The following is a 22,083-nucleotide window of genomic DNA, read 5'->3' as shown; positions in this document are numbered from 1 at the left end:
AAATGCCCTGCGGCGTGGTAATCAGGCCCAGCCCCTGCGGCTGAGCGCGTAAATAAGCATTTTCGGGGCCATGCTGCCTGCGCCAAATTCGCGGCTTTGCAGCAGCGCTTCTGCTTCGGCGAGTGAAAGCTGGCTAAGCCAGCCCTGCGTTGCTACCGACAGCGACCTTACCGCTACACACGATCGTTCCCTTGCGACAAAGCCGTCAGCCCGGCAATAAAGCAGGCCAGCGGTGCGGTGGTAATACCCGCGCCAATTTGCCCGACCCCTGCCAGCTTATGGGCGATACCGGTATTGATAATGGGCAGAATATTGCTATCGACAACGCGCCGCGCATCAATACCGCAGCCGCTGCCCACAAAATTGAGGGCGGGAAGGGTAAATGCCGGCTGGGTGGTTAAGGTAATTTCATGCATGGCCTGGCTGTGTCTCACCGCATCGGCCGGGGTGCCGCCAACAAATTTCACGATAGCCGGTGACGCCGCCATGGCAAAACCGCCAATGCCTGCGGTTTCCGTAATGGCCGAGTCGCCCAGATCTGCCGCCGCATCATTAACGCCAAAACCGGGGAAGAACAGGCCATCAACCGGGTTAGCCGGAGCCTGAAACCAGCGATCGCCGGTCCCGGAAAGACGGATACCGAAGTTGACGCCGTTTCGTGCCATCACCGTGACCATGGAGCTGTGCGGAACATTGCTGGCGGCATCGAGCATCGATTTACAGGCCGCCATGGAGAGATTCAGGAAGAAGTGATCGTTGGCCGCGATAAACTCCAGCACTTCCGGGCCCTTTTCAATGCGGGCCAGGTGGGAGGCCAGGCGGCGAAAGAACAACCCGCTGGCCGCGACGTTGCGGTTATGGCATTCATCACCCATATGTAGCGCCTGGGCAATCATTGGCTTAAGTTCAATATCGCCGCTCATGGCAAGGGCTTTCTTGAGGACGGGTGCCAGCACATCGGCCATCCAGCGCAGGCGGGTCAGGACCTCTTCGTGATTGGCGCCAAAGCGCAGCACTTTCCCCAGCCCTTCGTTAAAATTACAGTAGGCCCGGTTGCCATGCGTTTTGTTCTCCACTATCCAGACAGGCATGGAAGGACTGATAATCCCCGCCATTGGCCCGGTGGCGTGGTGGTGATGGCAGGGTTCCAGCGCGACCTCGCTGTTTGACGCCATTAGCATGGCCTGCTCAACGCTGTCAGCCCACCCTTCGAGCACAATCGCCCCGGCAATCGCCCCTTGCATTGGGCCACACATGTCTGCCCAGGCGATGGGCGGACCTGCGTGCAAAATTTTACGTTCTGCTGCCAGCGCCGGAATCGCTTCCTGCGCCGTACTGATTCCGATCAGCACCGGTTGCGCATCCAGATAGCGCTGCAACGCGATGTCATTTGCCGCATCCACGCGGGTATCCGCCATTAATTTCGCCAACATCCAGTTAGCCTCTTCATCGCCGAATGCGGCGGGCTGCCATTGCAGATGCAACACGTCCCCCCCTGCATCCCGCAGATTATTGGCGAAACTCTCCAGACCCAGGTTGAGCACGCTGAGCGGTTGTTGAAATAACGTCGTCATAATCTATTTCCGTTGAAGGGCTACAAAAGCCGCCAGCCGCGCGGCCTCGATATTGCTGTCCGCCACCAGAACGCCAGCCTGTTCCAGACGTTCAATTTGCTGCTGACGATTCTGAGGATCGTCTTCGGTCCCGCAAACGTGCGCAATCAGCAAAAGGTGTCGCTGCGCTTGTGCGGCTTCTTGCCGCAGCGTATCCAGCACGGGCAATAACGTGGCACAAGGATCTGCGCTGGCGCCGTAGCCCAGAACAATGTCAAACAACAGGACGGCCGTGGTGGGATCGCGACCTTCCGACAACAGGCGTGCGTTGCGCAGTTTGGGGTCAATCATGGGATGCGGTCGGCCCTGGGTGAATTCGTCATCCCCCATATCGACCAGACTATGTCCGGTACCCTGCTGACGGCTGCGTAATTCCGTGGCCCCACGAACAGGGGCGTTGGATTCACATGACAGCCCCGCCGCCAGCAGGGCGAGTTGTGCTTCGTAACAGAATGTGCCACCGGCGAATACGCCGCGAATGTCTTTTTGTTTTGCCGCCATTGCCCCAATGCTGTCCCGGGCTTTGGCGAGGAGAGATTCCCTGGTGCTGGTCTCTTTGGGCGCCTTTTTACCCTCTAACGTGGCTACCGCAATCTCCGCTGCGTGACGCAGACTGAGTGCGGGTATGACGCCTTCATATTGCAAACTGTGCTCGTCGGCGCCCAGAAAATGGACGACGACGGGTTTTTCACACTGGCGTGCGCAGGCCAGTACTTTTTGCATAATCCCTGGTGCTGGTGGTTTAGAAATAAGAACAATAAGTTGTGTTTCAGGATCTTCTGCTAACAGGGTGATGCCCTGAATCATGCTCAGACCGCCGATGGCTTCGTGCAGATCGCGCCCGCCCGTGCCGATGGCCTGCGACACGCCAGCGCCAAGGTGGTGAATATGGCAACTGACCTCTTGTAGTCCGGTCCCTGATGCTGCCACCAGGCCAATAGCGCCGCGTCGTACCACATTGGCAAAGCCCAGCGGCAGACCGTTGATAATGGCGGTACCGCAATCTGGCCCCATGACCAACAACTGGTTCTGACTGGCATAACGCTTGATGGCGGCTTCTTGATCTTCCGGAACGTTATCGCTGAATATCATCACGTGCAGACCGTTGCTCAGCGCTTTTAAGGCTTCGGCAGCGGCATAGCGGCCTGGTACAGAAATCAGGGCAAAATTGGCCTCCAGCGCGTCGTGCAGACCCATAGCGATACTGACAGGTATACGCTGTGTCGCGACGGAGGCGGGCTCAACAGCAGAAGGGCGCAGCAAGGAGGCCGCGAGTTCCAGCGCCGCTTGCGCAGCGGCTTCGCTGGCTTCCAGCGCGATTAACAGATCGTTAGGGCGCGCGTCGATGACAATGTCCATACCCGCGTCACGCATGCGTTCAATATTAGCCGGGGTCGCCATGGCGACAGATGCTTGCTCTACCCCATCCAGCGCGTTGAGTTTGGCGGAAATCTGCATAAGGGAAACGGAGTCCTTATACAGGTTCGGGAAACATTGATAGTGCAGTGTCATCTTTTATCCTCGGGCAAAAACGGTACTCATTTTGCTGCTTACTACGTTGTATCTGTCTGCCGGAGCGTCATGGGCGCAGCGCCGCAATGACCTCCGCTGAATGGCTCACCCAGCCGACAATGGCGCCCTGGGCTTTGATCATCGCCAGCGCCGCCTGATGAAATTCCGGAAAGTAGGAGGCGCAGCAATCTTCCGGAATCACCAGCTCATAGCCACGATCGTTAGCTTCACGGGCGGTACTCTGCACACACACCTCGGTGGTGACGCCGCAGATAATGAGCGAGGCGATGCGGTGAGATTGCAGAATGAGATGTAGGTCAGTGGCGTAAAACGCCCCTTTGCCTGGCTTATCAATCACCGGCTCGCCGGGCTGTGGCGCGAGTTCGGGAATAATGTCGTGGCCCGGCTGGCCTCGCACCAGAATGCGGCCCATCGGACCGGGCTCGCCAATAAAGGTTTTACCCCCACGGGTGCGTTTGGCGGGCAGGCAATCGCTGAGGTCATCACGGTGTCCTTCCCGGGTATGAATAACCAGCAGACCCGCCTCGCGAGCGCTTTTCAGCAATGCGGCACAGGGTTCGATCGCACGGCGAACAAGGGAGACGTCATTACCAAGGGCTTCGCCAAAACCACCGCGTTCAACAAAGTCGCGCTGCATATCAATCACCACGAGTGCGGTGGCGGCGGGATCGAACTGAAAGTCAAAAGGTTGAGCTTTAATCGTGCGCATAAACGTTCCTTTGTTGATTCGCCTTTAATTGGAGTGTACGGAGTGATAACACCGTGTGCGCAAAAAGCTTTTCTGCCTGAACCTCAAAAAATATGAGGCATCTCTGTACGCGAAAACGCCATAATGCGTAAATCGTGTACTGGCGAGGCTTTAGGCGTACAAGCGTCGGATTTGGGTAAAAAAAGCACCCAAAACAAGATAACGGATTTGTGACGTCGCACCTATTGACAGGCGTAATCATGACCTCAGTAAGAGATATTGCGGCGATACAACTCTGCGATGCGTTACCCCCATGGCGCCCGACGGTTCCCTGGCTTCGGGTGCATTCGGTTTTTCAGCGCGCCTGTAACGTGCAAACGCCACAAGGGAAGCTATGGGGGGTGCAGGCGAGCGGTATGCCGTTGGCCCCGGCGGGAATGGTGACTGACTGCGTTGACCTGCGCCCCTTTTTTAGCGTTGGGGAACGGCTGCGCTGGTGTGATGAAACCTGCCTGTACGGTACAAAAGTACGTATTGAGCTGGGCTCTGCCATGCCGGTTTCCACGCGGCTAATACCCTGCGGCGAAGCGCAAATGCTGGCGCGCCTGGCAGCACAGATCGCCGCCTTTTTCAGCCATCAGCCGGAAAAAGGCATTCGCCTCGCGCTGCGTACGGACGCGACGTTAATACGCGCACAGACCTCGTTGGTCCATTGGCTGCGCACGGGTGAAGGGGATCTCAATGATTTCCTTATTGGCTTTATTGGTCGGGGGGAGGGGCTCACCCCCGCCGGAGATGATTTCCTGCTGGGCGTGTCGTTGGTTCTCAATAACTGGCGCTTTGCGCGTGTGGCGGCATTCAACGCAGCGCTGCTCCCTTTACTCGACCGTACGACCGATATCAGCCGCGCCATGCTGGAACAGGGTTGTAATCATCATTACAGCGCCCAACTGCTGGCGCTGGCGAGAGGCGAAAGCGAGACAGGGCCGCAGGCCATCGCCCGCGTCGCCGACTACGGGTACTCGTCTGGTCACGACATGCTGGCGGGCATCCTCACGGCAGCGCACGCCTTAGCTTAACGGCGTAAATAACCCTTTCTGCACCTCCGACTGTTTTAACTGCTGCAACCACCAGTTAAAACAGGGGCGCGGCGGGCGGCTTTGCCAGGCCAGAAACAGCGGCGTCGGCTGTTTGCTCTCTTCAACATGCAGATGTACGAGTCGGCCATCATCAATATAGGGCTGGCAAATATGGCGTGGCAGAAAACCAATGCCCAGCCCTTTGAGATGCATAGAGATTTTCGCATGATAGTCAGGCACGACCACCGCTTTTTGTCCCCGTAGCTGCCAGGCAACTTTAGGTTCAAGTTTTACCGAGGTATCAGGGATGCACACCGCAGGATAAGGACGCAGGTCGTCGGCACGCAGCGGACGATGAATGGTGGTGAGAGGGTGATCGGGCGCGATGGCGAATAGCCATTCGACCGTGCCAATTTCCAGGCAGCATATTTCTCCGGGTAAGGCGACCTGGTTGGGCGCGGCAATGGCGATATCCGCCCGTTTTTCCAGTAAGGCGTCCCAGACGCCATCATGTACATCAATCGCGATATGAATTTCGGTTTGCGGGAAAAGCAATTCGCTTTCTGAGAGTAGGGTGTAAACCGGTCGCAGGCTGACAATATTATTAAGGGTAATATTGAGGCGAGTCTCGACACCAGCGGCAATACGCTGGGTGGCAAACTGGAGATCATCCAGTTGAGTCAGGATAATCTGGCCTTTACTAATGAAATAACGGCCAGCCTCCGTTAATTCGAGCTGTTTCCCGAGGCGTTTGAATAACTTGAGTCCCAATTCACTTTCCAGCTTGTGAACCGTATAACTAAGTGCCGTCGGTACTTTATGCAGTTCCTCTGCGGCTGCGGCAAAACTACCGCAGCGTGCAATGGTGATGATTACATTCAATGCTTGTGCACTAATCAACATGCCGTCTCCCTTGCCGGATAGCGCGTTGTTATTTTTTAACGCATTACCTGCATCCAGACCAGCTTGCTCATCCGGTCCCTACTAAAAACAGGCGTGTTACGCTAATTCTCATAGCTATCGTGAGTTGCCGTTTTTTATCCTGGTTCTAAATCAAATAAGTATTTCCATATATTTCAGCGAGTAACCAATAATTAAATCGAACACTATTCATACTGGCGTAAAACCCTGCTTGCCGTGTATTATTTGGTTTTTTGTGTCAGTTATCCACATTAAGTTGATTCTTGGGTGGATGTTCAACGTAGTGAGTTGCTATTAACTACTTTAATGATTTTTAGGGAAAAAAAAGATAGCATGTGTACAGGTGAAATTTATATATTTGCTAGAAATAAACAGCGTGTTAGCACAGATGTAATTTAGCCACGCGATAATAAGGCGAATTGTTAATAGCCAAAGCATCTACGTACCCACACGACAGGCGAGCAGCCTAATTATAAAACGAATCTACCAATAACTGATCGCTCAGGTTATGTAGGTGGTGGGTATATAGTTTATTTTGTAAATCATGAGTATAGCTATGAACCATTATGATGATTTGCAGAGGTTTAAGGATAAGACCCGCAACCAAAAATACGAATTCAAGGATCTGTCGGCGCAGAACCTCTCTCCTGACCATGGAAGTTGGGCGATCATGAATCAGCTGGCTCCTGCAACAGAGGAGTCTAAACTGGCAATGGGTGGTCACGTTTCGCTGCCGCAGCCGCAGGCTGTCGCCCCGGATGTCTTCGCGAGCGACCAACGTCATGAGCGCGTCGAAAGTATCGATACTATCGACAGTATTGAAAGTTCCGAAACCACCGAAAACAGCACCGAAAGCGTTCTTCCCCCTGTCGGCGCAGACATACCGGCGGTGACCGCCCCGTCTATTTTCCGTGAAGTTGCAGGACAACTTGCATCGCAATCGGCGACACCCGTTGCGCCTTCTGCCCAACCGGCGGCTAACCCGGTTGTACCAACGACCACCACCGCACCTGCTCCGTCTGCGACAGCGCCTGCTGATTATTCCCGGCTGTTTGCAACGAAAGCGCCAGAAGCAAAACCCACCGTAGAAAAAAACCAACCTTTACAATCTTTGCTAGAAAGGATCGCTTCATGCCGTTGATTTGTGTTTGTTCACCGAAGGGCGGTGTTGGGAAAACGACGCTCACGGCTAATCTGGCTTACGCCCTTGCGCGTTCTGGCAGTAAGGTCCTGGCGCTGGATTTTGACGTGCAGAACGCACTGCGTCTGCACTTTGGCGTGCCGCTGTCTGACGAGCGTGGTTATGTCGCCAAATCAGCCGAGTCCCCGGACTGGAGTCAGTTCGTATTGACCGCAGGCGGGAATATCTTTGTGTTGCCTTATGGCGAAGCCAGCGAAGATCAACGCCAGATATTCGAAGAACGCCTGACGAATGACGAACATTTTCTGATTCGTGGCCTCAACACGTTGCTGAATTATCCGGGCCTGATCATTGTGGCCGATTTTCCTCCCGGTCCCTCTGCTGCACTGAAAGCCATGTCGCGCCTGGCAGACCTGCATCTGGTCATCATGCAGGCAGATACCGCCTCTCTTTCCCTGTTGCCTCACGTTGAAAATCACCGTCTGACCGGGGATGTCCTCAATCGAAAAGCGGGCCATTACTTCGTGCTCAACCAGAGCGACAACCGTCGTCAGGTCAGCCGGGATGTCACCGCATTTATGGAACAGAAATTAGGTAATCAGCTTTTAGGCGTTATTCATCGCGATGAAAGCGTCGTAGAAGCGAATGCCTCGCAGCAATCGGTTTTCGACTTTAGTCCTGCATCCGCCGCTGCATTCGATATCGAACTCATTGCAAAAAGAGTCGCCGGAATCTTAGGCGTAAAAATCGGAGACGGCACGGTTCACAGTAAACCGAAAATGTCTGGCTTCTAATTCGCGCAGGGCAACCTATGAAAAAGTTCCTTTATGTTTTGCTGGTACTGGCAATGCTACCTGTTGCGCTGCTGGTCATCATTACGCCTATGGACAGCCAGAAACAGTATATTTTTGGTCTGCTCAGTATCGGTGTGCTGTTTTTAATGGGATTCAGCAAAAAACGCAGTGTGTCCGTCATTATGGTGGTCATGTCGATTTTATTATCGACGCGCTATATGTATTTCCGCCTGACGCAAACCCTGCATTTTAATTCCGAAATTGAAACCATTCTTGGGATGGGACTGTTTCTGGCGGAAGTCTACGTCTGGGTCATGTTGCTGCTGAGCTATCTGCAGACGGTCTGGCCGTTAAAACGCGAGATTGTGCCGCTGCCGGATGATATGAGCCAGTGGCCGACGGTGGATGTCTATATTCCTACCTATAACGAGCCACTGGATGTGGTGCGTGATACGGTGCTGGCGGCGCAATGCATTGATTATCCTCGTGATAAGATGAATATCTACCTGCTGGATGACGGCAAACGCCGCGAGTTTGCTGTTTTTGCCGCAGACGTTGGCGTCGGGTACATCACGCGTAACGACAACAATCATGCCAAAGCCGGTAACCTCAACCACGCCATGAAGCTGACGCAGGGTGAGTTGATTACCGTGTTCGACTGCGACCACGTTGCGACACGCATCTTCCTGCAGGCGACAGTCGGCGGCTTCCTGAAAGATCCGAAACTGGCGCTGGTGCAGACACCTCACTATTTCTACTCGCCGGACCCGTTCGAGCGTAACCTCTCCGTTGGACGTAACATTCCTAACGAAGGGACGCTGTTCTACGGGCCGATTCAGCAGGGCAACGACAACTGGAACGCCACCTTCTTTTGCGGCTCCTGTGCGGTGATTCGCCGTAGCGCGCTGGAAGAGATTGGCGGTTTTGCCGTAGAGACCGTTACCGAAGATGCTCACACCGCGCTCAAATTGCAGCGCCGTGGTTGGGGCTCGGCATTCCTGGATATCCCACTGGCTGCCGGTCTGGCGACTGAACGTCTGGTGCTGCACGTTATCCAGCGTACCCGCTGGGCGCGTGGGATGACGCAGATTTTCCGTCTGGATAACCCGCTGTTTGGTCGCGGCCTGACTATCCAACAGCGCCTGTGCTACCTGAGCGCCATGCTTTACTACCAGTTTGCGCTGCCGCGTATTGCGTTTGTGACCGCGCCGCTGGCCTATCTGTTGTTTAACCTGAACATCATTCACTCCTCAGCGAGCCTGGTTTTCGCCTATGCGCTCCCGCATCTGTTCCTCGCGATTTACGTCAACTCGCGCATGAACGGGCGGTATCGCTATAGCTTCTGGGGGGAGATCTACGACCTGGTGCTGGCCTTCCACATTGCACTGCCGACGGTGGTGACGATGTTTTTCCCGAAACGCGGCAAATTCAACGTGACCGACAAGGGTGCGCTGCTGGACGTGGGGTACTTTGATTTTAGCGTGGTGCGCCCGCATTTGATTATCGCCCTGCTGCTGGCGGCCGGGGTGATTGCCGGTATCGTTCGCGCCTGTGCTCATGACTACTTTGGCGTGGATCCGCGCGTTATCGCCCTTAACGTCGGTTGGGGGTTGTACAGTCTGATCTTTCTGTTGGCCGCGATTGCCGTTGCGCGCGAAACCCGACAGACGCGCAAAACCATTCGTATTGATGCGGAAATCCCGGTACTGCTCCACCATGCCAGCGGCGTGGTGACGCGCAGTCATACCGCTGACCTGTCGATGGGCGGCTGCCGTATTGTGGCGCCGGATGATCGCCATCTCGATGATGAGATTGAAGAGATTGAGTTGCTGCTGCAATCCGGCGCGATCCTCATTCCGGTAAAAACCATCGCCACGGATGAAGAATCGATTCGTCTGATGTTTGAAGACATCCCGCTGGCCCGCCGTCGTGAACTGGTGCGCGTGGTGCTCTCCCGTGCGGATGCATGGATTCACCCACCGAAACCTCAGGACAACCCGTTCCGTTCGTTGGGGACCATTATGCGTTGTGTGTTTGACCTCTTCTGGCTGACCTGGAAAGACCGTCGCGAAAACCGCCGTTTGCGCGCCGGGCAGGACCAGGCCGCTTCCCAGGAGGAGGGCAACGCATGAAACGTCTGACAACACTGGCTGTGCTGGTCGGCGCACTCTTTATGATGCCGCTGCATGCCGAAGACACTTCCATCGAGTCGCTACTGAAATTAAACGAGCCGGCGGAGACGCCACCCGTGCCGCCGCCCGGGGCGCCGGTATTTGTTCCTTCGGTGGTTAACAGCATCAGTCTCGCGCAGATGGGTTTCCCGGAAGGGATTTCCCTGACGGGTGGGCAGTTCCAGGGGGGCGCCTCCTTTACTCTGCCCGTGGACCAGGTGATTACCACGGCGCGCCTTGAACTGAACCTGAAAGTGTCGCCCGCGATGGTGGCGCGAAATGCCACCATGCAGTTGATGCTCAATGGTCAGCCGCTGGGGACGGTACCGCTGACCGTGACCGACAGCGACACCGCGCGTTATCAGTTGGATATTCCCTCGGCGCTCATGGTGTCGAGCAACAACCTGAGCTTTAAAATCAACGATGGCGATGCGATGCAGTGCCAGCGCGATCTGAGCGATAAATATCGCGTCATCATCATGGCGGATTCCCATTTCGAGCTGGAAGGTCAACAACTGGACATTGGCGCCGATTTAAGCCACTTCCCGCGCCCGTTCTTTGACAGCATGCAAATGACCCCGGCGGCGATCGGTATGGCCTTCCCGGCGAAGCTGAGCGCCGATACCTTAAGCGCCAGTGCGCTGATTTCATCGTGGATGGGTATCCAGGCTGACTACCGTGGCGTGTCGTTTGCCGCCTATCATGACCGCTTGCCGGAAAAGAACGGCATCCTGATTGGTCATCCGGGCGAGCAAATCGGTGGCCTGACGCTGCCGGCTACTGAGCAGCCGCTACTCAAAGTGGTCGATAACCCGGCAAACCCGGTTTATAAGCTGCTGCTGGTGGTGGGTAAAGATGATGCCAGTCTGCGCGCGGCGGCATGGCGTTTAACCCGCGGCAATTTCGCCATGCAGACGCCGTCGGTGGATGTCACCCCCCAAACGATCCCGGCGAGTAAGCCTTACGATGCACCGCGCTGGATCCCCACCGATCGTCCGGTAAAACTGTCAGAACTGATCCGCAAAGATCAGAGCCTGACCACCACGGGGCTGTGGCACGATCCGCTGCGCGTGGCATTCCGTGCGGCACCGGATCTGTTCCTGTGGGATGGCGAAACGATTCCTCTGCATATTGGTTACCGTTTCCCGACGGAAAGCTGGATTGATGAAGACCGTTCGTGGCTCAGCATGACCATGAATGATACCTTCCTGCATAACCTGCCGGTGAATAAGCAGGGGGCGCTGGAAACGTTGTGGCATAAACTTGGCGGTGATGCGCGTCAGGAGAAGTTTGATATGCCGCTGGAGCCGTACATGATCTATGGCGACAACCAGCTCTCGCTGTACTTCAACATTCAACCCAAGGCGAGCGCCCCGTGTAGCGTGCTGCTGAACAATAACATTAAGAGCCGTATCGAAGACGACTCGTGGATTGATCTCAGCCATACGCGTCACTTCGCGCTATTGCCGAACCTCTCTTATTTTGTGGGCGCGTCCTTCCCGTTCACCCGGCTTGCGGATTATTCGGAAACGGTGCTGATGCTGCCGGAAAAACCGACTGAAACGCAGATCGCCACGCTGTTGGATATGGCGGCACGTTCCGGTAACGCGACGGGAACGGCGCTGGGCCGCAACCGGGTGGTGCTCGGCGTACCCACTGGCGGGGCGGGTGTTGAACTGCTGAACGACCGCGATGTGCTGGCGGTCACGGGTCTGGATCAGCATGACTTTAACCGCGCGATCCTCAATACCTCGCCGTTTGTGATGCACGACTCTACGTTGGGCGTACGTGAGCCGACGACCTGGGAGCGTATCAAACGCTGGATAGCAGGGGACTGGGCATCAAACGGGCTGGATGCTGACCGCTACTTCTCCTCCAACGAAGCCTGGCGCGGGTTTGTCAGCTTCCGTTCACCGTGGAATAACGATCGTCTGGTGGTACTGGCTATTGGCAGCAATGACGAGCAGCTCTCACGCCTGCACGGTGACCTCGCCTCAGCGAAAATTAACGCCGGGATCCGCGGCGACGCAGCGGTGATCACCAATGAGAACGGCGTGCGCAGCTTCCGCGTGGGTGAGCAGTTCCCGAGTGGCGAGATGCCAATGCAAATGCGGGTGATTTGGTATGCGAATCAGCACTCGGCGCTGCTGGCGATTTTAGGGCTGCTATTTGGTTGTATCGTTGGCTCGGTGCTCTTTGTCTGGCTGAGAAACCGCGCGAAACGACGTCTGGATTTGGACAACCGCAAATAAGAGGGTGACAAGAATGATGATAAAAACCGCCCGCCGTTTGACGACGCTGTGCCTGTCCAGCGCGCTCACTTTCGGTATACCAGGGCTGGCACATGCTGCCGCGAATGATGCCGCGCTCAAAGCCTTATTTGACCAGGCGAACTACTGGCATGAGAAGTCCCACGATGATCTGGCGATGGAGTCGCTGCGTAAAGTGTTGATGGTGGATGCCAATAACACCCAGGCGATGTACCTGATGGCGTTATGGGCGCAGCAAAATGGCGATCTGCAAGTCTCGTCCCAGTGGCGTACGCGGCTGGCGCAGGTTTCTCCTGACGATCCGGGGTTGCAGGCGCTGGATAATGCCAAACAACTGACGCAGGTTCCGCAGGGGCAATTGAGCCTTGCCCGCCAGCAGGCGCGCAGCGGTAACGTACCGGCGGCGCTGGCGACCTGGCGCAGCATGTTTAACGGCGATACGCCGCCACCCAGCCTCGTCCCTGAGTACTACCAGACGATGGCGGGAGACAAAACCCTTTATCCGCAGGCCGTGTCGCAACTGAAAAATTTCGTGATGCATAACCCGCAGGATACCTCGGCGCGCATTGCACTCGGCAAAATCCTGACCTGGCGTGAAGAGACGCGCCGCGACGGCATTTTGTTGCTCGAACCGATGGCCAGCGGCAGTAAAGAGGCCGATGACGGGTTGCGTCAGGCGCTGTTATGGCTGGGGCCGCAGGCAGGCGATGAGCGCTTCTACGACACCTGGCTGCAGCGCCATCCGCAGGATACTGATGTCCAGAACTATTACCGTAAAAATGTCGGCGGCGCGGCGAAAGGCGCGGGTTATACCGCGCTGAACAGCGGTGATAACAGTGCGGCAAAAAATAAATTTGAGCAGGTGCTGCAAACCAACCCTAACGATGCTGACGCTCTTGCCGGGATGGGCTACATCGCCCAGCGTAGCGGTGATTACAAAGCGGCGGCACAGTACCTGAATCGGGCAGCCAGTCAGGGCGGTGATGCTTCTGAGGAGCGTAAAAATCAGGCCGCAGACGCGGCGTTTTACGGCCAGCTCGCTCAGGCGCAGCAGGCATTGAAAGAGGGCAATATCAGCCAGGCGCTGGCGCTTTCGGCCCCGCTGGCACAAGAGAGCGGTGAGCGAGGCACGGCAGGAAAACTGTTCCGTGCTTCCGTACTGCGGCAGAACAAAGATTTCTCGCAGGCCGAACAGACCCTGCGAGGTCTTCTCAACGAGCAACCGCAGAACGCCCCGGCACGGGAAAACCTCTATTACGTCCTGCGCGACCAGAATAAAACGGAAGAAGCGCAGGCGATACTGCGCACTTTACCCGCCAGCCTGCAGGAAAAACTGCAGCCGCGTGTGGTCGCGGGGGCGCCTGGCGATCCGATTCGCCGTCAGGCACAGCAACTGGTCCAGGCCGGTAATACTGACCAGGCGATTTCGGTACTGCGCCAGGGCGTTGCCCGCGTGCCGGATGATCCGTGGCTGCGTCTTGACCTTGCCCGCCTGCTGCAAAAATCCGGGCAGGAAGGTGAAGCGGCCACGGTGATGATCCCCGCGGGTCGCGATGGTGCTAACAGCAACTCACTGTACGCCGCTGCGCTCTATGCCAGCGAAAGCGGGGCCTGGCAGCAGGCCAACTCTCTGCTGGCGCGTATTCCGCCGTCCAGCCGTAATAGCCAGATGCGCGATCTGGCGGAAAGTGTGAATTACAACCTGCAAATGGCGACGGCAGAACGTTACCTTTCACAAGGGAACATGACCGCGGCGTCCAATACGCTGAAAGCGCTGGCCAGTCAGCCGCCGAAAAGCCCGGTCGATGCAGGGAAACTGGCGCGGATGCTTGCCCGTTCGGGTGATATCACCACCGCCGTATCGCTGGTGCGCAACAGTATTAAAGATGGGGTGCAAGGCAACGCCGGGGATTATGCCGATCAGATAGCGGTACTGAACCAGGCGGGGCTTACTCAGGAAGCGCAAACCCTGATGTCCAACCCGGAGCTACAGGCGCGCAGTACGCCTGCTCAGCTTGCGGGTATCCGCAATGGCTACGTGATTAATGAAGCCGACAAACTGCGTGAAGAGGGCAACTACGCCGCGGCGTATGACAAGCTGATCCGTGCGCTGCAAAGCGACCCGCAGAACACCGATTTGATGTTCGCCATGGGCCGTCTGTACCAGACAGGCAAAATGAACAAAGAAGCGGGCGTACTCTACGACTACCTGATGACCCGTGATACAGAGGATCAGGCGGCGCGTGTGGGGGCTATCGACGTTGCGTTGTCTGAGAATAACGTGCAGAAGGCCACCACCCTTGCCAGCGGTCTGCGTAGCGACAACTCACCGGAACGCATGCTGTTGCTGGCGCGTCTGGAAGAGGCAAAAGGCAACCACCAGCAGGCGATGACCTACTTACGTAGCGCACGCGGTAAGCTGGTGGGGCTGGAGTCGTCTAACAGCGCGGCTACGCCGACGATTGGCGGCATACTGTTGGCAGATAATCCGTTTACCACTACCAGTAAAACGCCGCCGCAGTCGAGTTCTCCGCAGGCGTTGTACGGCACCATCCTGCCGTGGCAGGTCGCGCAAGTAGCCCGTGAGCCGGGGAGCAGTTTGCCGGGCACAACCCGTACCGATTTGCCGGTCGAGACCGCGCAAAGCCGCACGCTGCGTCAGGTTGATAACATGATGCAGGAGCTTGATGAGAAGAAAGGGATGTGGTTGCAGGGCGAGGTCGACATCCGTGGCCGCGACGGCGAGTCGGGCACCAGTAAACTGACTGAAGCCAAAACGCCGCTGACCTGGTCAAGTTCGCCGTTTGGTGAGTCGCGTTTCGAATTTACCGCCACGCCGATCAGTTTGAGTTCAGGAACCGCTTCGGGTGATGCCTGGCGCCGTTATGGCTCGAATCCGCTGGCGAATGCGGTAACTAATATCAGTCAGTCTGTCACCAATGCCAATACCACGACCGATACCAACGCGACGGACAAGTTTACCGACCTGTCCGGGTATGCGGATGCGAACAAATTGTCGCCGTTTACTGATACTGGCCTTGAACGTCTGGACAGATTGTTAGGTACCGATTTAGGCCGTCTGAAAGCGCTCAGTACTTCCAGCTATAAAGCGAGTTCCAGCGATCCGATTAACTCATCAACGGATTCGCAAAACGGCAACGGCGTTGAGCTGAATATGGCGCTCAGTGGCGATAGCTACCGTGTGGATATCGGCAGTACGCCGCTCGGTCAGGACATGAGTACGCTGGTGGGCGGGGTGAAATGGTCTCCGAAACTCTCCAATTACCTGACGTTAATTCTGACCGGCGAACGCCGCGCAGTGACCGATAGCCTGCTCTCCTATGTTGGCCTGAAAGATAAATATTCAGGGGACAGCTGGGGGCAGGTGACGAAAAACGGCGGTAGCGTACAACTGAGCTACGACGACGGTGATGCGGGCTTCTTCGTGGGGGGCGGTGGTTACAGCTACATTGGCAACAACGTGGCGAGCAACACCAGCGCCAACGCCAACGCCGGCGTGTACCTGCGTCCGTGGCATGATGATTTCCGTCAGTTGCAGACGGGCTTAAGCGTCAGTTGGATGAATTTCTCGAAAAACCTCAGCTACTTCACCTATGGGCAGGGGGGCTATTTTAGCCCGCAGAACTATGTCAGCGTGTCGTTACCTGTCGATTTCTCACAAAAAATCGATAACTGGAAGCTGAGCCTGGGCGGATCTGTGGGATACCAGTCCTACACCCAGGATAAGAGCGATTATTTCCCGAACGATCCCGAAGCACAGAGAATGTTGCAGCAACTGGCTGATATGGGCTTTACCAAAGAAGCGCAGTATGGCAGCAAATCGCAAAACGGGATTGGCTATACCTTCCGGGCAGGGATTGATTACAACCTGAACAAGAATATGACCGTCGGCGGTAGGGTCGGTTACGACACCTTTGGCGACTATAACGAAAGTACTGCCGGGATCTGGTTCCGCTATATGTTGGGAGATAAATAATGACGTCGAGTACGGCTAATCCTTTACTGCTGTCTTATTTTCAACGGCAACAAACGCCGGCCGGTTGGTTTGACCTGCTGTCGGTAATGGTTGATGGCATGGTGAGAAACGTGGGGGAAGCGGAAAGCCAACCCTTCTTGCGCCAGATGGGGGCATCGCTGGCGGAACGTTTTCCTCTGCCTGCCTCACAAACCATCGGCGAACTCGAAACCAACATCAACGCGCTGCTTGCTGAGTTTAATTGGGGCTATATTGATATTGATGCCAGCGAAGAGGGATTATCGTTCCGCCATCAGGGGTTACCGGTTTCCCGGGATGAGAACAGCCAGACGCGTTGGTGTTACGCATTTTGCGCCATACTGGAAGGGCTTTATTCCCGTTGGCTGCAAGGACAGGGCGGAAAATCGCATCTCGCTTTTAGCCGCGAACGGCTTTACTCCGTATCGGACGTTGTGTTCCGCTACGCTAACCCACAATGAGTCTGAGTATGTTTAAACGCGTTTTCGCCATGATGGTGATGATGATGAGTGTGCTTTTTTCCTCGTTTTCGCAGGCGGGACAGGCCTGGGAAGCGTACAAAGCGCGCTTTCTGATGACGGATGGCCGTATTGTTGATACCGGCAATAAAAACGTCTCTCACACGGAAGGCCAGGGTTTCGCCATGCTGATGGCGGTGGCCAGCAATGATAAAGCGGCGTTTGACCGCATCTGGGGATGGACAGATAAGACGCTCAGGAACAAGGACAATGGTCTGTTCTACTGGCGTTTTAATCCCGTCGAGCCGGATCCGATTGCCGATAAGAATGACGCAACGGATGGCGATGCGTTAATTGCATGGGCGTTGTTAAAAGCCAGTCAGCGCTGGAATGATAATAGTTATGCCACCGCATCGGATGCCATTACCCAGGCGATGATTAAACATACGGTGATCAATTATGCGGGTTATCGGGTGATGCTGCCGGGCGCGAAGGGTTTCAATCTCAACAGTTATGTGAACCTGAACCCGTCGTATTTTATCTTCCCGGCATGGAAAGCGTTCGCTAACCGTAGCCATCTGGTGGTCTGGAATGATCTGATCCGTGATAGCACTACGCTGCTTGGCAAAATGGGCTGGGGTCAATCGCATTTGCCTACCGACTGGGTATCACTGTCGGCGGATGGCAAACTGAGCCCTGCCAAAGAGTGGCCGCCGCGCATGAGTTTCGACGCTATTCGTATTCCGTTGTATATCTCATGGTGGAATCCGCAAAGTTCGCTGCTGACGCCGTGGCGCAACTGGTGGCAGGGTTATGATCGTAGCCGCACCCCGGCCTGGGTGAACGTTACAACCAACGATACCGCCCCGTACAATATGAATGGCGGTTTGCTGGCGGTACGTGATTTGACGATGGGCCAGACGTCTGGCGAGCCGCAAATCAACGCACAGGATGATTATTATTCTGCCAGTCTGAAAATGTTGGTCTGGCTGGCACAGCAGCAACAGTAATTTTCCGCTTTTCCTGGTGATGTCTCCGGACCGTACACCCTGAGGGGTGAGGAATCCCCCACAAAAATGCGAGCACGAACGGTCCCCTCTCCCCGTGGGAGAGGGCCAGGGTGAGGGGAAAATGCGGCTCTGATGGTCATTCCGTTCACCTTATGTTCCTTGCTTTTCTGTCGCGACAGAGCCCGTGAACGTGCCAGGGTGGCTCACCGCCACCACCCTGGCGACCCGGGCTCCCGGCCAGGAAAATCGCCGCTGGCGCGGTGCATTCGTCTTATGTCGTCTGACTTTCGGGTCGGGGACCAGCCTGCGTCCTTGCAGGCTATCCCCTCCGCCCGCTTCCCTGCGGGCGGCCCCGGTCAGCCGCCAACGCCTCATCGATTTTCAGCCGGACCCTGTCATCGCTGTCACTGTTTTATTCTTATTAAGCGGCGTTATCGCTGTAAAACGTAAGATTACCAGGGATTCCTCAGCCCTCAGGGAGAGGGCTGAGGTGAGGGTGAAAGCCCTCTCGGCTGGTCGCTTATTGCCCCCCTCCCGGATGGCGGCGCAGGCGACATATTCGGGCTACGACTTGCCCCCTTGCTTCGGCGAGGGGACAAACAACCTACTGCGGATAGGGCACCCAGTCGCCGCCGTTCAGACGAACATACGGCTTATTCTGGTACTGAATCACCACGGCGTTAGCATTTTCTGAAACCGGTGCTGTCTGCGGCAGGCCGCTGGTCAGCTGATCCCAGTTCACGCGATCTTCGGTGAATATCTTGCCATCCAGCACGCGCGTTACCAGTTCTGATATCGCCAGGAAGCTGCTCGGTTGATTGATCTCAATCGCAGGCCCTTCATGCGGCGCCTTCATGCCAAAGAACTTGATTGCCGTTGGGACGTGGGTAATCGATGGGCTTGGAATATCACGCAGGCCGGAAACCTGCATCTTGTCGCCCTGCAGGGCCGCGCCATGTTCCGGCACCATCACTACCATCACCTTACGCCCGGATTTCTCCAGTTGCGTGAAGAAGGCATCCAGCTCATCAAACAATTTCTGGGCGCGAATTTTATAATCCGCCGTCTGGCGCACGCCGGGGAAATGGTTACCGTCGTGCAGTGGCAACAGGTTATAGAAGGTCGCGGTACGCTGACCATTATTGTTCGCCTCGTTCTCCATCCAGCGGTTCAACACGGCGGTATCGTCATAGACCGGAGAGCCATCAAACGACAACAGAACCGGCGGCAAGCCTGCCTGATTCATCAACGGCACCTGCACGCCGCCGTTGTCGCGGATCTCTTTGAGGAAATCACCAAACACGCCGTTGTGATCCATCATCAACTGTTGGGTGAAACCCAGTTTGGCCAGGTTATCAAACAGGTAGCACTGGGCGCCGGCTGTCTGGTAGAGATTTTTATGCGATGTCTGACCGCAGCTCGCGCGTAGCAGACGAATGGCCGCCGGGCCGCTATAGGCAGTGGCCGAATTAAACTGCTTAAAGACAATATCGAAATGTGACCACAGTGGGTGCGATGACAAACCTGCGACATCAATATCTGACCAGGAGAGCGAACAAATGTTGATAACCAGCAGATCAAAAGGCTGTGCATCTGCCGGCAATTGTGTCGGGAACGGCGTCTGGCGTTTCTCTTCGGAGGCATAGAAACTGGCGAGCCAGGCATTCAGGTTCTCAGAGGTTGGCGGCGCGGTTTGTGCCGGAATATCGCCCACCACGGGTGTTGCCGCGGTATTCGCGACGGTCGGCGCCACCGTACCGCCCGTTGTGGCAAGGGTGTTTTGTTGGGTGCTTTGCGGCCACAGGGTGAAGGCCGGGCCGACAATCGTCAGCACATTCAGCCAGATCATAATAGCGACAACAAATACCGTGACGCGTATCCACTGCGCCAGGAACAGCCAGGCGACAAGCAACACGAACAGCGCGCCAATCATCTGCCAGTTAATAAAACGCGTTACCAGATCGAGCAGGTAATCGGCGCTAAAGCCTGCCACCTGGGAGCCCTGACTCATAATGCTATCGATACCCGGTAGCCAGGTATCATGCCAGAACAGGCCGAAACCAATCGGGAGGGCAATGCAGTGGCGCAGGCGGTGCAGGCCCGGACCTGGCAATGGCATCAACAGAAAGGCCATAAACACCAGGTTCAGCAATGGATGAAAATTAAGGTAGCCCGCCCACAGCAAACCAAATTTCACCAAAAAATAGAAATTCCAGCCGGATAAACCGCGCCAGTGTTGCCACAGCGTCGAGGGTCTGGAAGGCGTCAGCGTTTGATTAGTCATGTTTTCGGTCTGCCTTGACGAACGATTCCCGACGCAATATGCCGGCCGGTTTAACGTAGCGAGGTTTAATAAACATTATTCTTGCAATAAGACGAATGCGGTACAGCCAGTGGCGTGCCAGATAGCCCAGCGGGAAGAAAATCAGCGCGCAAAGGATAACGAGTTCAATAATATCGGCGATGGACATCATGATGCGCTCCCCGTCTCTTCACTTAACAGTCTCAGGGGTTGGGGGATACGTCGCCAGACTTGCCCGTCATGCTCGGCATTCATGATTTTCGGCTCATCGCTTGTACCCGCAAGCGGACTGCCCCATTTTTCCGGCCCGACTTCCCGCAATAGCACCAGCTCGGCCGCAATCTGGTTGTCTTCGAACCACACCATGCGGTTAGAGAAGATATCGGCTGTAGGTAACGGGAAAATGTGATTAAGGGCGGTGTCGAGATCGTTTACACGACAGAACGACAAAAACATCAGCAGGCGATTATCGCCGATGGTGACAATATCCCCGGCACGGTTCGGGCGGCAGAGCGTTAGCGCTTGTTCTACGCGAATACCAGGCACCGGGCGCAGCGCCACCAGCACCCCTTTGCCGTCTGGCGGTAACAGCGTGTTATTCACCATATTGGCTACCGCCTCGCAGAACGTGGTCCACGGCTGGAAGCCGCGCAGCTTGAGCGGCAGTGTCATTGAGAGCAGTGTAGAAATATCTTCCGGCACAATGCGTTTAAATTGTTGCCCCTGTACGCTTTCGATAAGCGTCAGGCAGCGGGAGAGTGGGGCGTTCCAGGGGATGACCATGTTTGCGCCACACCGCAACAGCAAACGTTCATCGGTGGCGCGCAGGCTGGCCCTGGTTTCACGAACGATAATCTTCAGTGCGCTACCGCGCTGGCGGCGCAGAGTATGAATCTGGCGGGCAATGGTTTCGATTTGGTTGTTCTGACTCAGGGCGAAAATAAGGGTCGCGGCCTGGCTGGTTCGCGCCTCGTCAAACATTCCTTCGTTGGTTTTAAATAGCGTCCAGTGTTCAGAAAGCGCGGGCGCCCCTTCCAGCACATCGACATTACTGAGCACCCGTTTTTCATCACTGCGCGGCTGGACGGAGGCCTCTTCCTGGTTCGCTAATTGCCAGTGACCATCGTGATGTTCAAGAATAAGTTGTTGCTGGGCACTCACGCCTCTGTCGTTACACCACCAGGCCACATCATAAAGATGCGTTCCGCTTGTATAACGCAAACTAGCCAAACCGAACAATGAACGGTATTTACCTATCAATACTGATGATTGCCTGTCGCTATTGTTTGCAGGGTTTATTACCAGCAATGCGCAGTTATGATATTTCGTCCACTCATGGATTCGTATTAGCCAGTGGTGTAATTTCTCTGCTGAAATATTCTGCCAGGCGTTATTTGCACATAGCAAAATGAGTAAATAATTTTCCGGCTCAATAGAACAAAGTAAATCGCGGGAGAAAAAGTATAGACCCTTTTCATGACTTGGCATGGAAAAAAGTTGTATTTTTTTGGGGCCGTGATCGGATTCTAATCTGAGGATGTTCTGCAAATCATAACCCATACCCGCAATCGCGACTTTCGCGTTTTCAGTTTGCGATGCAATTGTTTGATTAACAAGGCTAATTGCGTCTTCTTCACGATCGGCGTTAATCCACCAGACGCCGCCGGCAGGCATGTGACGTAATTCGTCCCATAGCGACTGGATGCCAATAGAAAATATGGGGTCCACGGTGTCCCTCTACGCGTAATTTATCTGTATCTCAGTTTACTAGCGAAAGCAGAGAAATAAACCTAACATTGAAATTAAAGAACATCAGATTTAGCATGTAAACGAATTTCGTCGCAAATACCTTACTAAGAATGTCCGCAATCTTTTCCTGATTATAAGGGTCGTGTCTGAATGCATAACGATGAACCTAAAACTCAGATGGATTCGACGCTGGGTTATACGTTTCAAAATGATTTTTTGGCGCTCAGTAAGGTGTTTTCTCTGCCCGAAATAGATTATGCCGATATTTCCCAACGAGAACAGTTGGCGGCGGCTATTAAACGTTGGCCCCTGCTGGCAGAATTTGCTCGTCAACAATAA

At 55.3% G+C, this 22,083-nt stretch carries 17 protein-coding genes; 9 read left to right on the top strand and 8 right to left on the bottom strand.

Features of this window, described 5'->3' with window-relative positions:
* Positions 1–173 precede the first annotated feature (173 nt).
* The 3 genes from IP582_RS24105 to IP582_RS24095 all read right to left on the bottom strand — a co-directional run bounded on the left by IP582_RS24105 (position 174) and on the right by IP582_RS24095 (position 3,855).
* Positions 174–1,574 (bottom strand): DUF1116 domain-containing protein, encoded by a 1,401-nt coding sequence (locus tag IP582_RS24105; RefSeq protein ID WP_193794640.1) that lies wholly within the window; start codon positions 1,572–1,574, stop codon positions 174–176.
* Positions 1,575–1,577: 3 nt separating this feature from the next.
* On the bottom strand, positions 1,578–3,125 hold the full coding sequence (gene fdrA, locus IP582_RS24100; protein ID WP_193794639.1) for an acyl-CoA synthetase FdrA: 1,548 nt from the start codon (positions 3,123–3,125) through the stop codon (positions 1,578–1,580).
* A gap of 67 nt (positions 3,126–3,192) precedes the next feature.
* A complete protein-coding gene (locus IP582_RS24095; protein ID WP_193794638.1) occupies positions 3,193–3,855 on the bottom strand; it encodes a cysteine hydrolase family protein in 663 nt (220 codons plus the stop codon).
* Between the two features lie 239 nt (positions 3,856–4,094).
* Here IP582_RS24095 and IP582_RS24090 point away from each other — a divergent pair, with 239 nt between their 5' ends.
* Positions 4,095–4,913 (top strand): DUF2877 domain-containing protein, encoded by an 819-nt coding sequence (locus IP582_RS24090; protein WP_193794637.1) that lies wholly within the window; start codon positions 4,095–4,097, stop codon positions 4,911–4,913.
* Here IP582_RS24090 and IP582_RS24085 read toward each other — a convergent pair.
* Positions 4,905–5,816 carry a LysR substrate-binding domain-containing protein gene (locus IP582_RS24085; RefSeq protein WP_193794636.1) on the bottom strand — a complete coding sequence of 304 codons (912 nt, stop codon included), beginning with the start codon at positions 5,814–5,816 and terminating at the stop codon, positions 4,905–4,907. The genes IP582_RS24090 and IP582_RS24085 overlap by 9 nt on opposite strands.
* A gap of 562 nt (positions 5,817–6,378) precedes the next feature.
* On the opposite strand from IP582_RS24085, the gene bcsO reads away from it, so the two are divergent.
* Genes bcsO through IP582_RS24050 form a run of 7 tightly spaced genes read left to right on the top strand, consistent with a single transcriptional unit; the run spans position 6,379 to position 17,693 of the window.
* Positions 6,379–6,975, top strand: coding sequence for a cellulose biosynthesis protein BcsO (gene bcsO, locus IP582_RS24080; RefSeq protein ID WP_370551778.1), 597 nt, complete (start codon positions 6,379–6,381; stop codon positions 6,973–6,975).
* Complete coding sequence (gene bcsQ / locus IP582_RS24075; RefSeq protein WP_193794634.1) at positions 6,966–7,769, top strand: cellulose biosynthesis protein BcsQ; 804 nt, start codon at positions 6,966–6,968, stop codon at positions 7,767–7,769. The genes bcsO and bcsQ overlap by 10 nt, the downstream gene beginning before the upstream one ends.
* 17 nt (positions 7,770–7,786) lie before the next feature.
* On the top strand, positions 7,787–9,901 hold the full coding sequence (bcsA, locus tag IP582_RS24070; RefSeq protein WP_110296465.1) for a UDP-forming cellulose synthase catalytic subunit: 2,115 nt from the start codon (positions 7,787–7,789) through the stop codon (positions 9,899–9,901).
* Entirely contained in the window at positions 9,898–12,192 is a 2,295-nt protein-coding gene (gene bcsB, locus IP582_RS24065; RefSeq protein WP_193794633.1) for a cellulose biosynthesis cyclic di-GMP-binding regulatory protein BcsB, read from the top strand. The genes bcsA and bcsB overlap by 4 nt, the downstream gene beginning before the upstream one ends.
* Positions 12,193–12,205: 13 nt before the next feature.
* Positions 12,206–16,207, top strand: a complete 4,002-nt coding sequence (locus IP582_RS24060; RefSeq protein WP_193794632.1) for a cellulose biosynthesis protein BcsC — start codon at positions 12,206–12,208, stop codon at positions 16,205–16,207.
* Complete coding sequence (gene bcsD, locus IP582_RS24055; protein WP_193794631.1) at positions 16,207–16,686, top strand: cellulose biosynthesis protein BcsD; 480 nt, start codon at positions 16,207–16,209, stop codon at positions 16,684–16,686. Before IP582_RS24060 ends, bcsD begins: the two co-directional genes overlap by 1 nt.
* Positions 16,687–16,694: 8 nt before the next feature.
* A complete protein-coding gene (locus IP582_RS24050) occupies positions 16,695–17,693 on the top strand; it encodes a glycosyl hydrolase family 8 (protein ID WP_193794630.1) in 999 nt (332 codons plus the stop codon).
* 150 nt (positions 17,694–17,843) lie between these two features.
* Here IP582_RS24050 and IP582_RS24045 read toward each other — a convergent pair whose 3' ends face one another.
* The 4 genes from IP582_RS24045 to bcsE all read right to left on the bottom strand — a co-directional run bounded on the left by IP582_RS24045 (position 17,844) and on the right by bcsE (position 21,723).
* On the bottom strand, positions 17,844–18,068 hold the full coding sequence (locus IP582_RS24045) for a hypothetical protein (protein ID WP_193794629.1): 225 nt from the start codon (positions 18,066–18,068) through the stop codon (positions 17,844–17,846).
* Positions 18,069–18,297: 229 nt separating this feature from the next.
* Positions 18,298–19,977, bottom strand: coding sequence for a cellulose biosynthesis protein BcsG (gene bcsG / locus IP582_RS24040; RefSeq protein ID WP_193794628.1), 1,680 nt, complete (start codon positions 19,975–19,977; stop codon positions 18,298–18,300).
* Positions 19,970–20,167 carry a cellulose biosynthesis protein BcsF gene (gene bcsF, locus IP582_RS24035; protein WP_039080215.1) on the bottom strand — a complete coding sequence of 66 codons (198 nt, stop codon included), beginning with the start codon at positions 20,165–20,167 and terminating at the stop codon, positions 19,970–19,972. Before bcsF ends, bcsG begins: the two co-directional genes overlap by 8 nt.
* The gene (gene bcsE / locus IP582_RS24030; RefSeq protein WP_193794627.1) at positions 20,164–21,723 is read right to left on the bottom strand and encodes a cellulose biosynthesis c-di-GMP-binding protein BcsE; all 1,560 of its coding nucleotides are present in this window, start codon (positions 21,721–21,723) and stop codon (positions 20,164–20,166) included. The genes bcsF and bcsE overlap by 4 nt, the downstream gene beginning before the upstream one ends.
* A gap of 171 nt (positions 21,724–21,894) precedes the next feature.
* Between bcsE and bcsR the strand changes: the two genes are divergently transcribed.
* Positions 21,895–22,083: a cellulose biosynthesis protein BcsR gene (bcsR, locus tag IP582_RS24025; RefSeq protein ID WP_039080217.1), complete on the top strand. Its 189-nt coding sequence runs from the start codon at positions 21,895–21,897 to the stop codon at positions 22,081–22,083.

The sequence above is a fragment of the Citrobacter sp. BDA59-3 genome, from assembly GCF_015167655.1.
Taxonomy (GTDB): domain Bacteria; phylum Pseudomonadota; class Gammaproteobacteria; order Enterobacterales; family Enterobacteriaceae; genus Phytobacter; species Phytobacter diazotrophicus.
This window is presented reverse-complemented; position numbering and strand designations above follow the sequence as displayed.

Bases quoted from the DNA above. Each gene is read 5' to 3' on its own strand.
- IP582_RS24105 (WP_193794640.1), bottom strand. From the start codon at position 1,574: ATGACGACGTTATTTCAACAACCGCTCAGCGTGCTCAACCTGGGTCTG.
- fdrA (WP_193794639.1), bottom strand. From the start codon at position 3,125: ATGACACTGCACTATCAATGTTTCCCGAACCTGTATAAGGACTCCGTT.
- IP582_RS24095 (WP_193794638.1), bottom strand. From the start codon at position 3,855: ATGCGCACGATTAAAGCTCAACCTTTTGACTTTCAGTTCGATCCCGCC.
- IP582_RS24090 (WP_193794637.1), top strand. From the start codon at position 4,095: ATGACCTCAGTAAGAGATATTGCGGCGATACAACTCTGCGATGCGTTA.
- IP582_RS24085 (WP_193794636.1), bottom strand. From the start codon at position 5,816: ATGTTGATTAGTGCACAAGCATTGAATGTAATCATCACCATTGCACGC.
- bcsO (WP_370551778.1), top strand. From the start codon at position 6,379: ATGAGTATAGCTATGAACCATTATGATGATTTGCAGAGGTTTAAGGAT.
- bcsQ (WP_193794634.1), top strand. From the start codon at position 6,966: ATGCCGTTGATTTGTGTTTGTTCACCGAAGGGCGGTGTTGGGAAAACG.
- bcsA (WP_110296465.1), top strand. From the start codon at position 7,787: ATGAAAAAGTTCCTTTATGTTTTGCTGGTACTGGCAATGCTACCTGTT.
- bcsB (WP_193794633.1), top strand. From the start codon at position 9,898: ATGAAACGTCTGACAACACTGGCTGTGCTGGTCGGCGCACTCTTTATG.
- IP582_RS24060 (WP_193794632.1), top strand. From the start codon at position 12,206: ATGATGATAAAAACCGCCCGCCGTTTGACGACGCTGTGCCTGTCCAGC.
- bcsD (WP_193794631.1), top strand. From the start codon at position 16,207: ATGACGTCGAGTACGGCTAATCCTTTACTGCTGTCTTATTTTCAACGG.
- IP582_RS24050 (WP_193794630.1), top strand. From the start codon at position 16,695: ATGTTTAAACGCGTTTTCGCCATGATGGTGATGATGATGAGTGTGCTT.
- IP582_RS24045 (WP_193794629.1), bottom strand. From the start codon at position 18,068: ATGAGGCGTTGGCGGCTGACCGGGGCCGCCCGCAGGGAAGCGGGCGGA.
- bcsG (WP_193794628.1), bottom strand. From the start codon at position 19,977: ATGACTAATCAAACGCTGACGCCTTCCAGACCCTCGACGCTGTGGCAA.
- bcsF (WP_039080215.1), bottom strand. From the start codon at position 20,167: ATGATGTCCATCGCCGATATTATTGAACTCGTTATCCTTTGCGCGCTG.
- bcsR (WP_039080217.1), top strand. From the start codon at position 21,895: ATGCATAACGATGAACCTAAAACTCAGATGGATTCGACGCTGGGTTAT.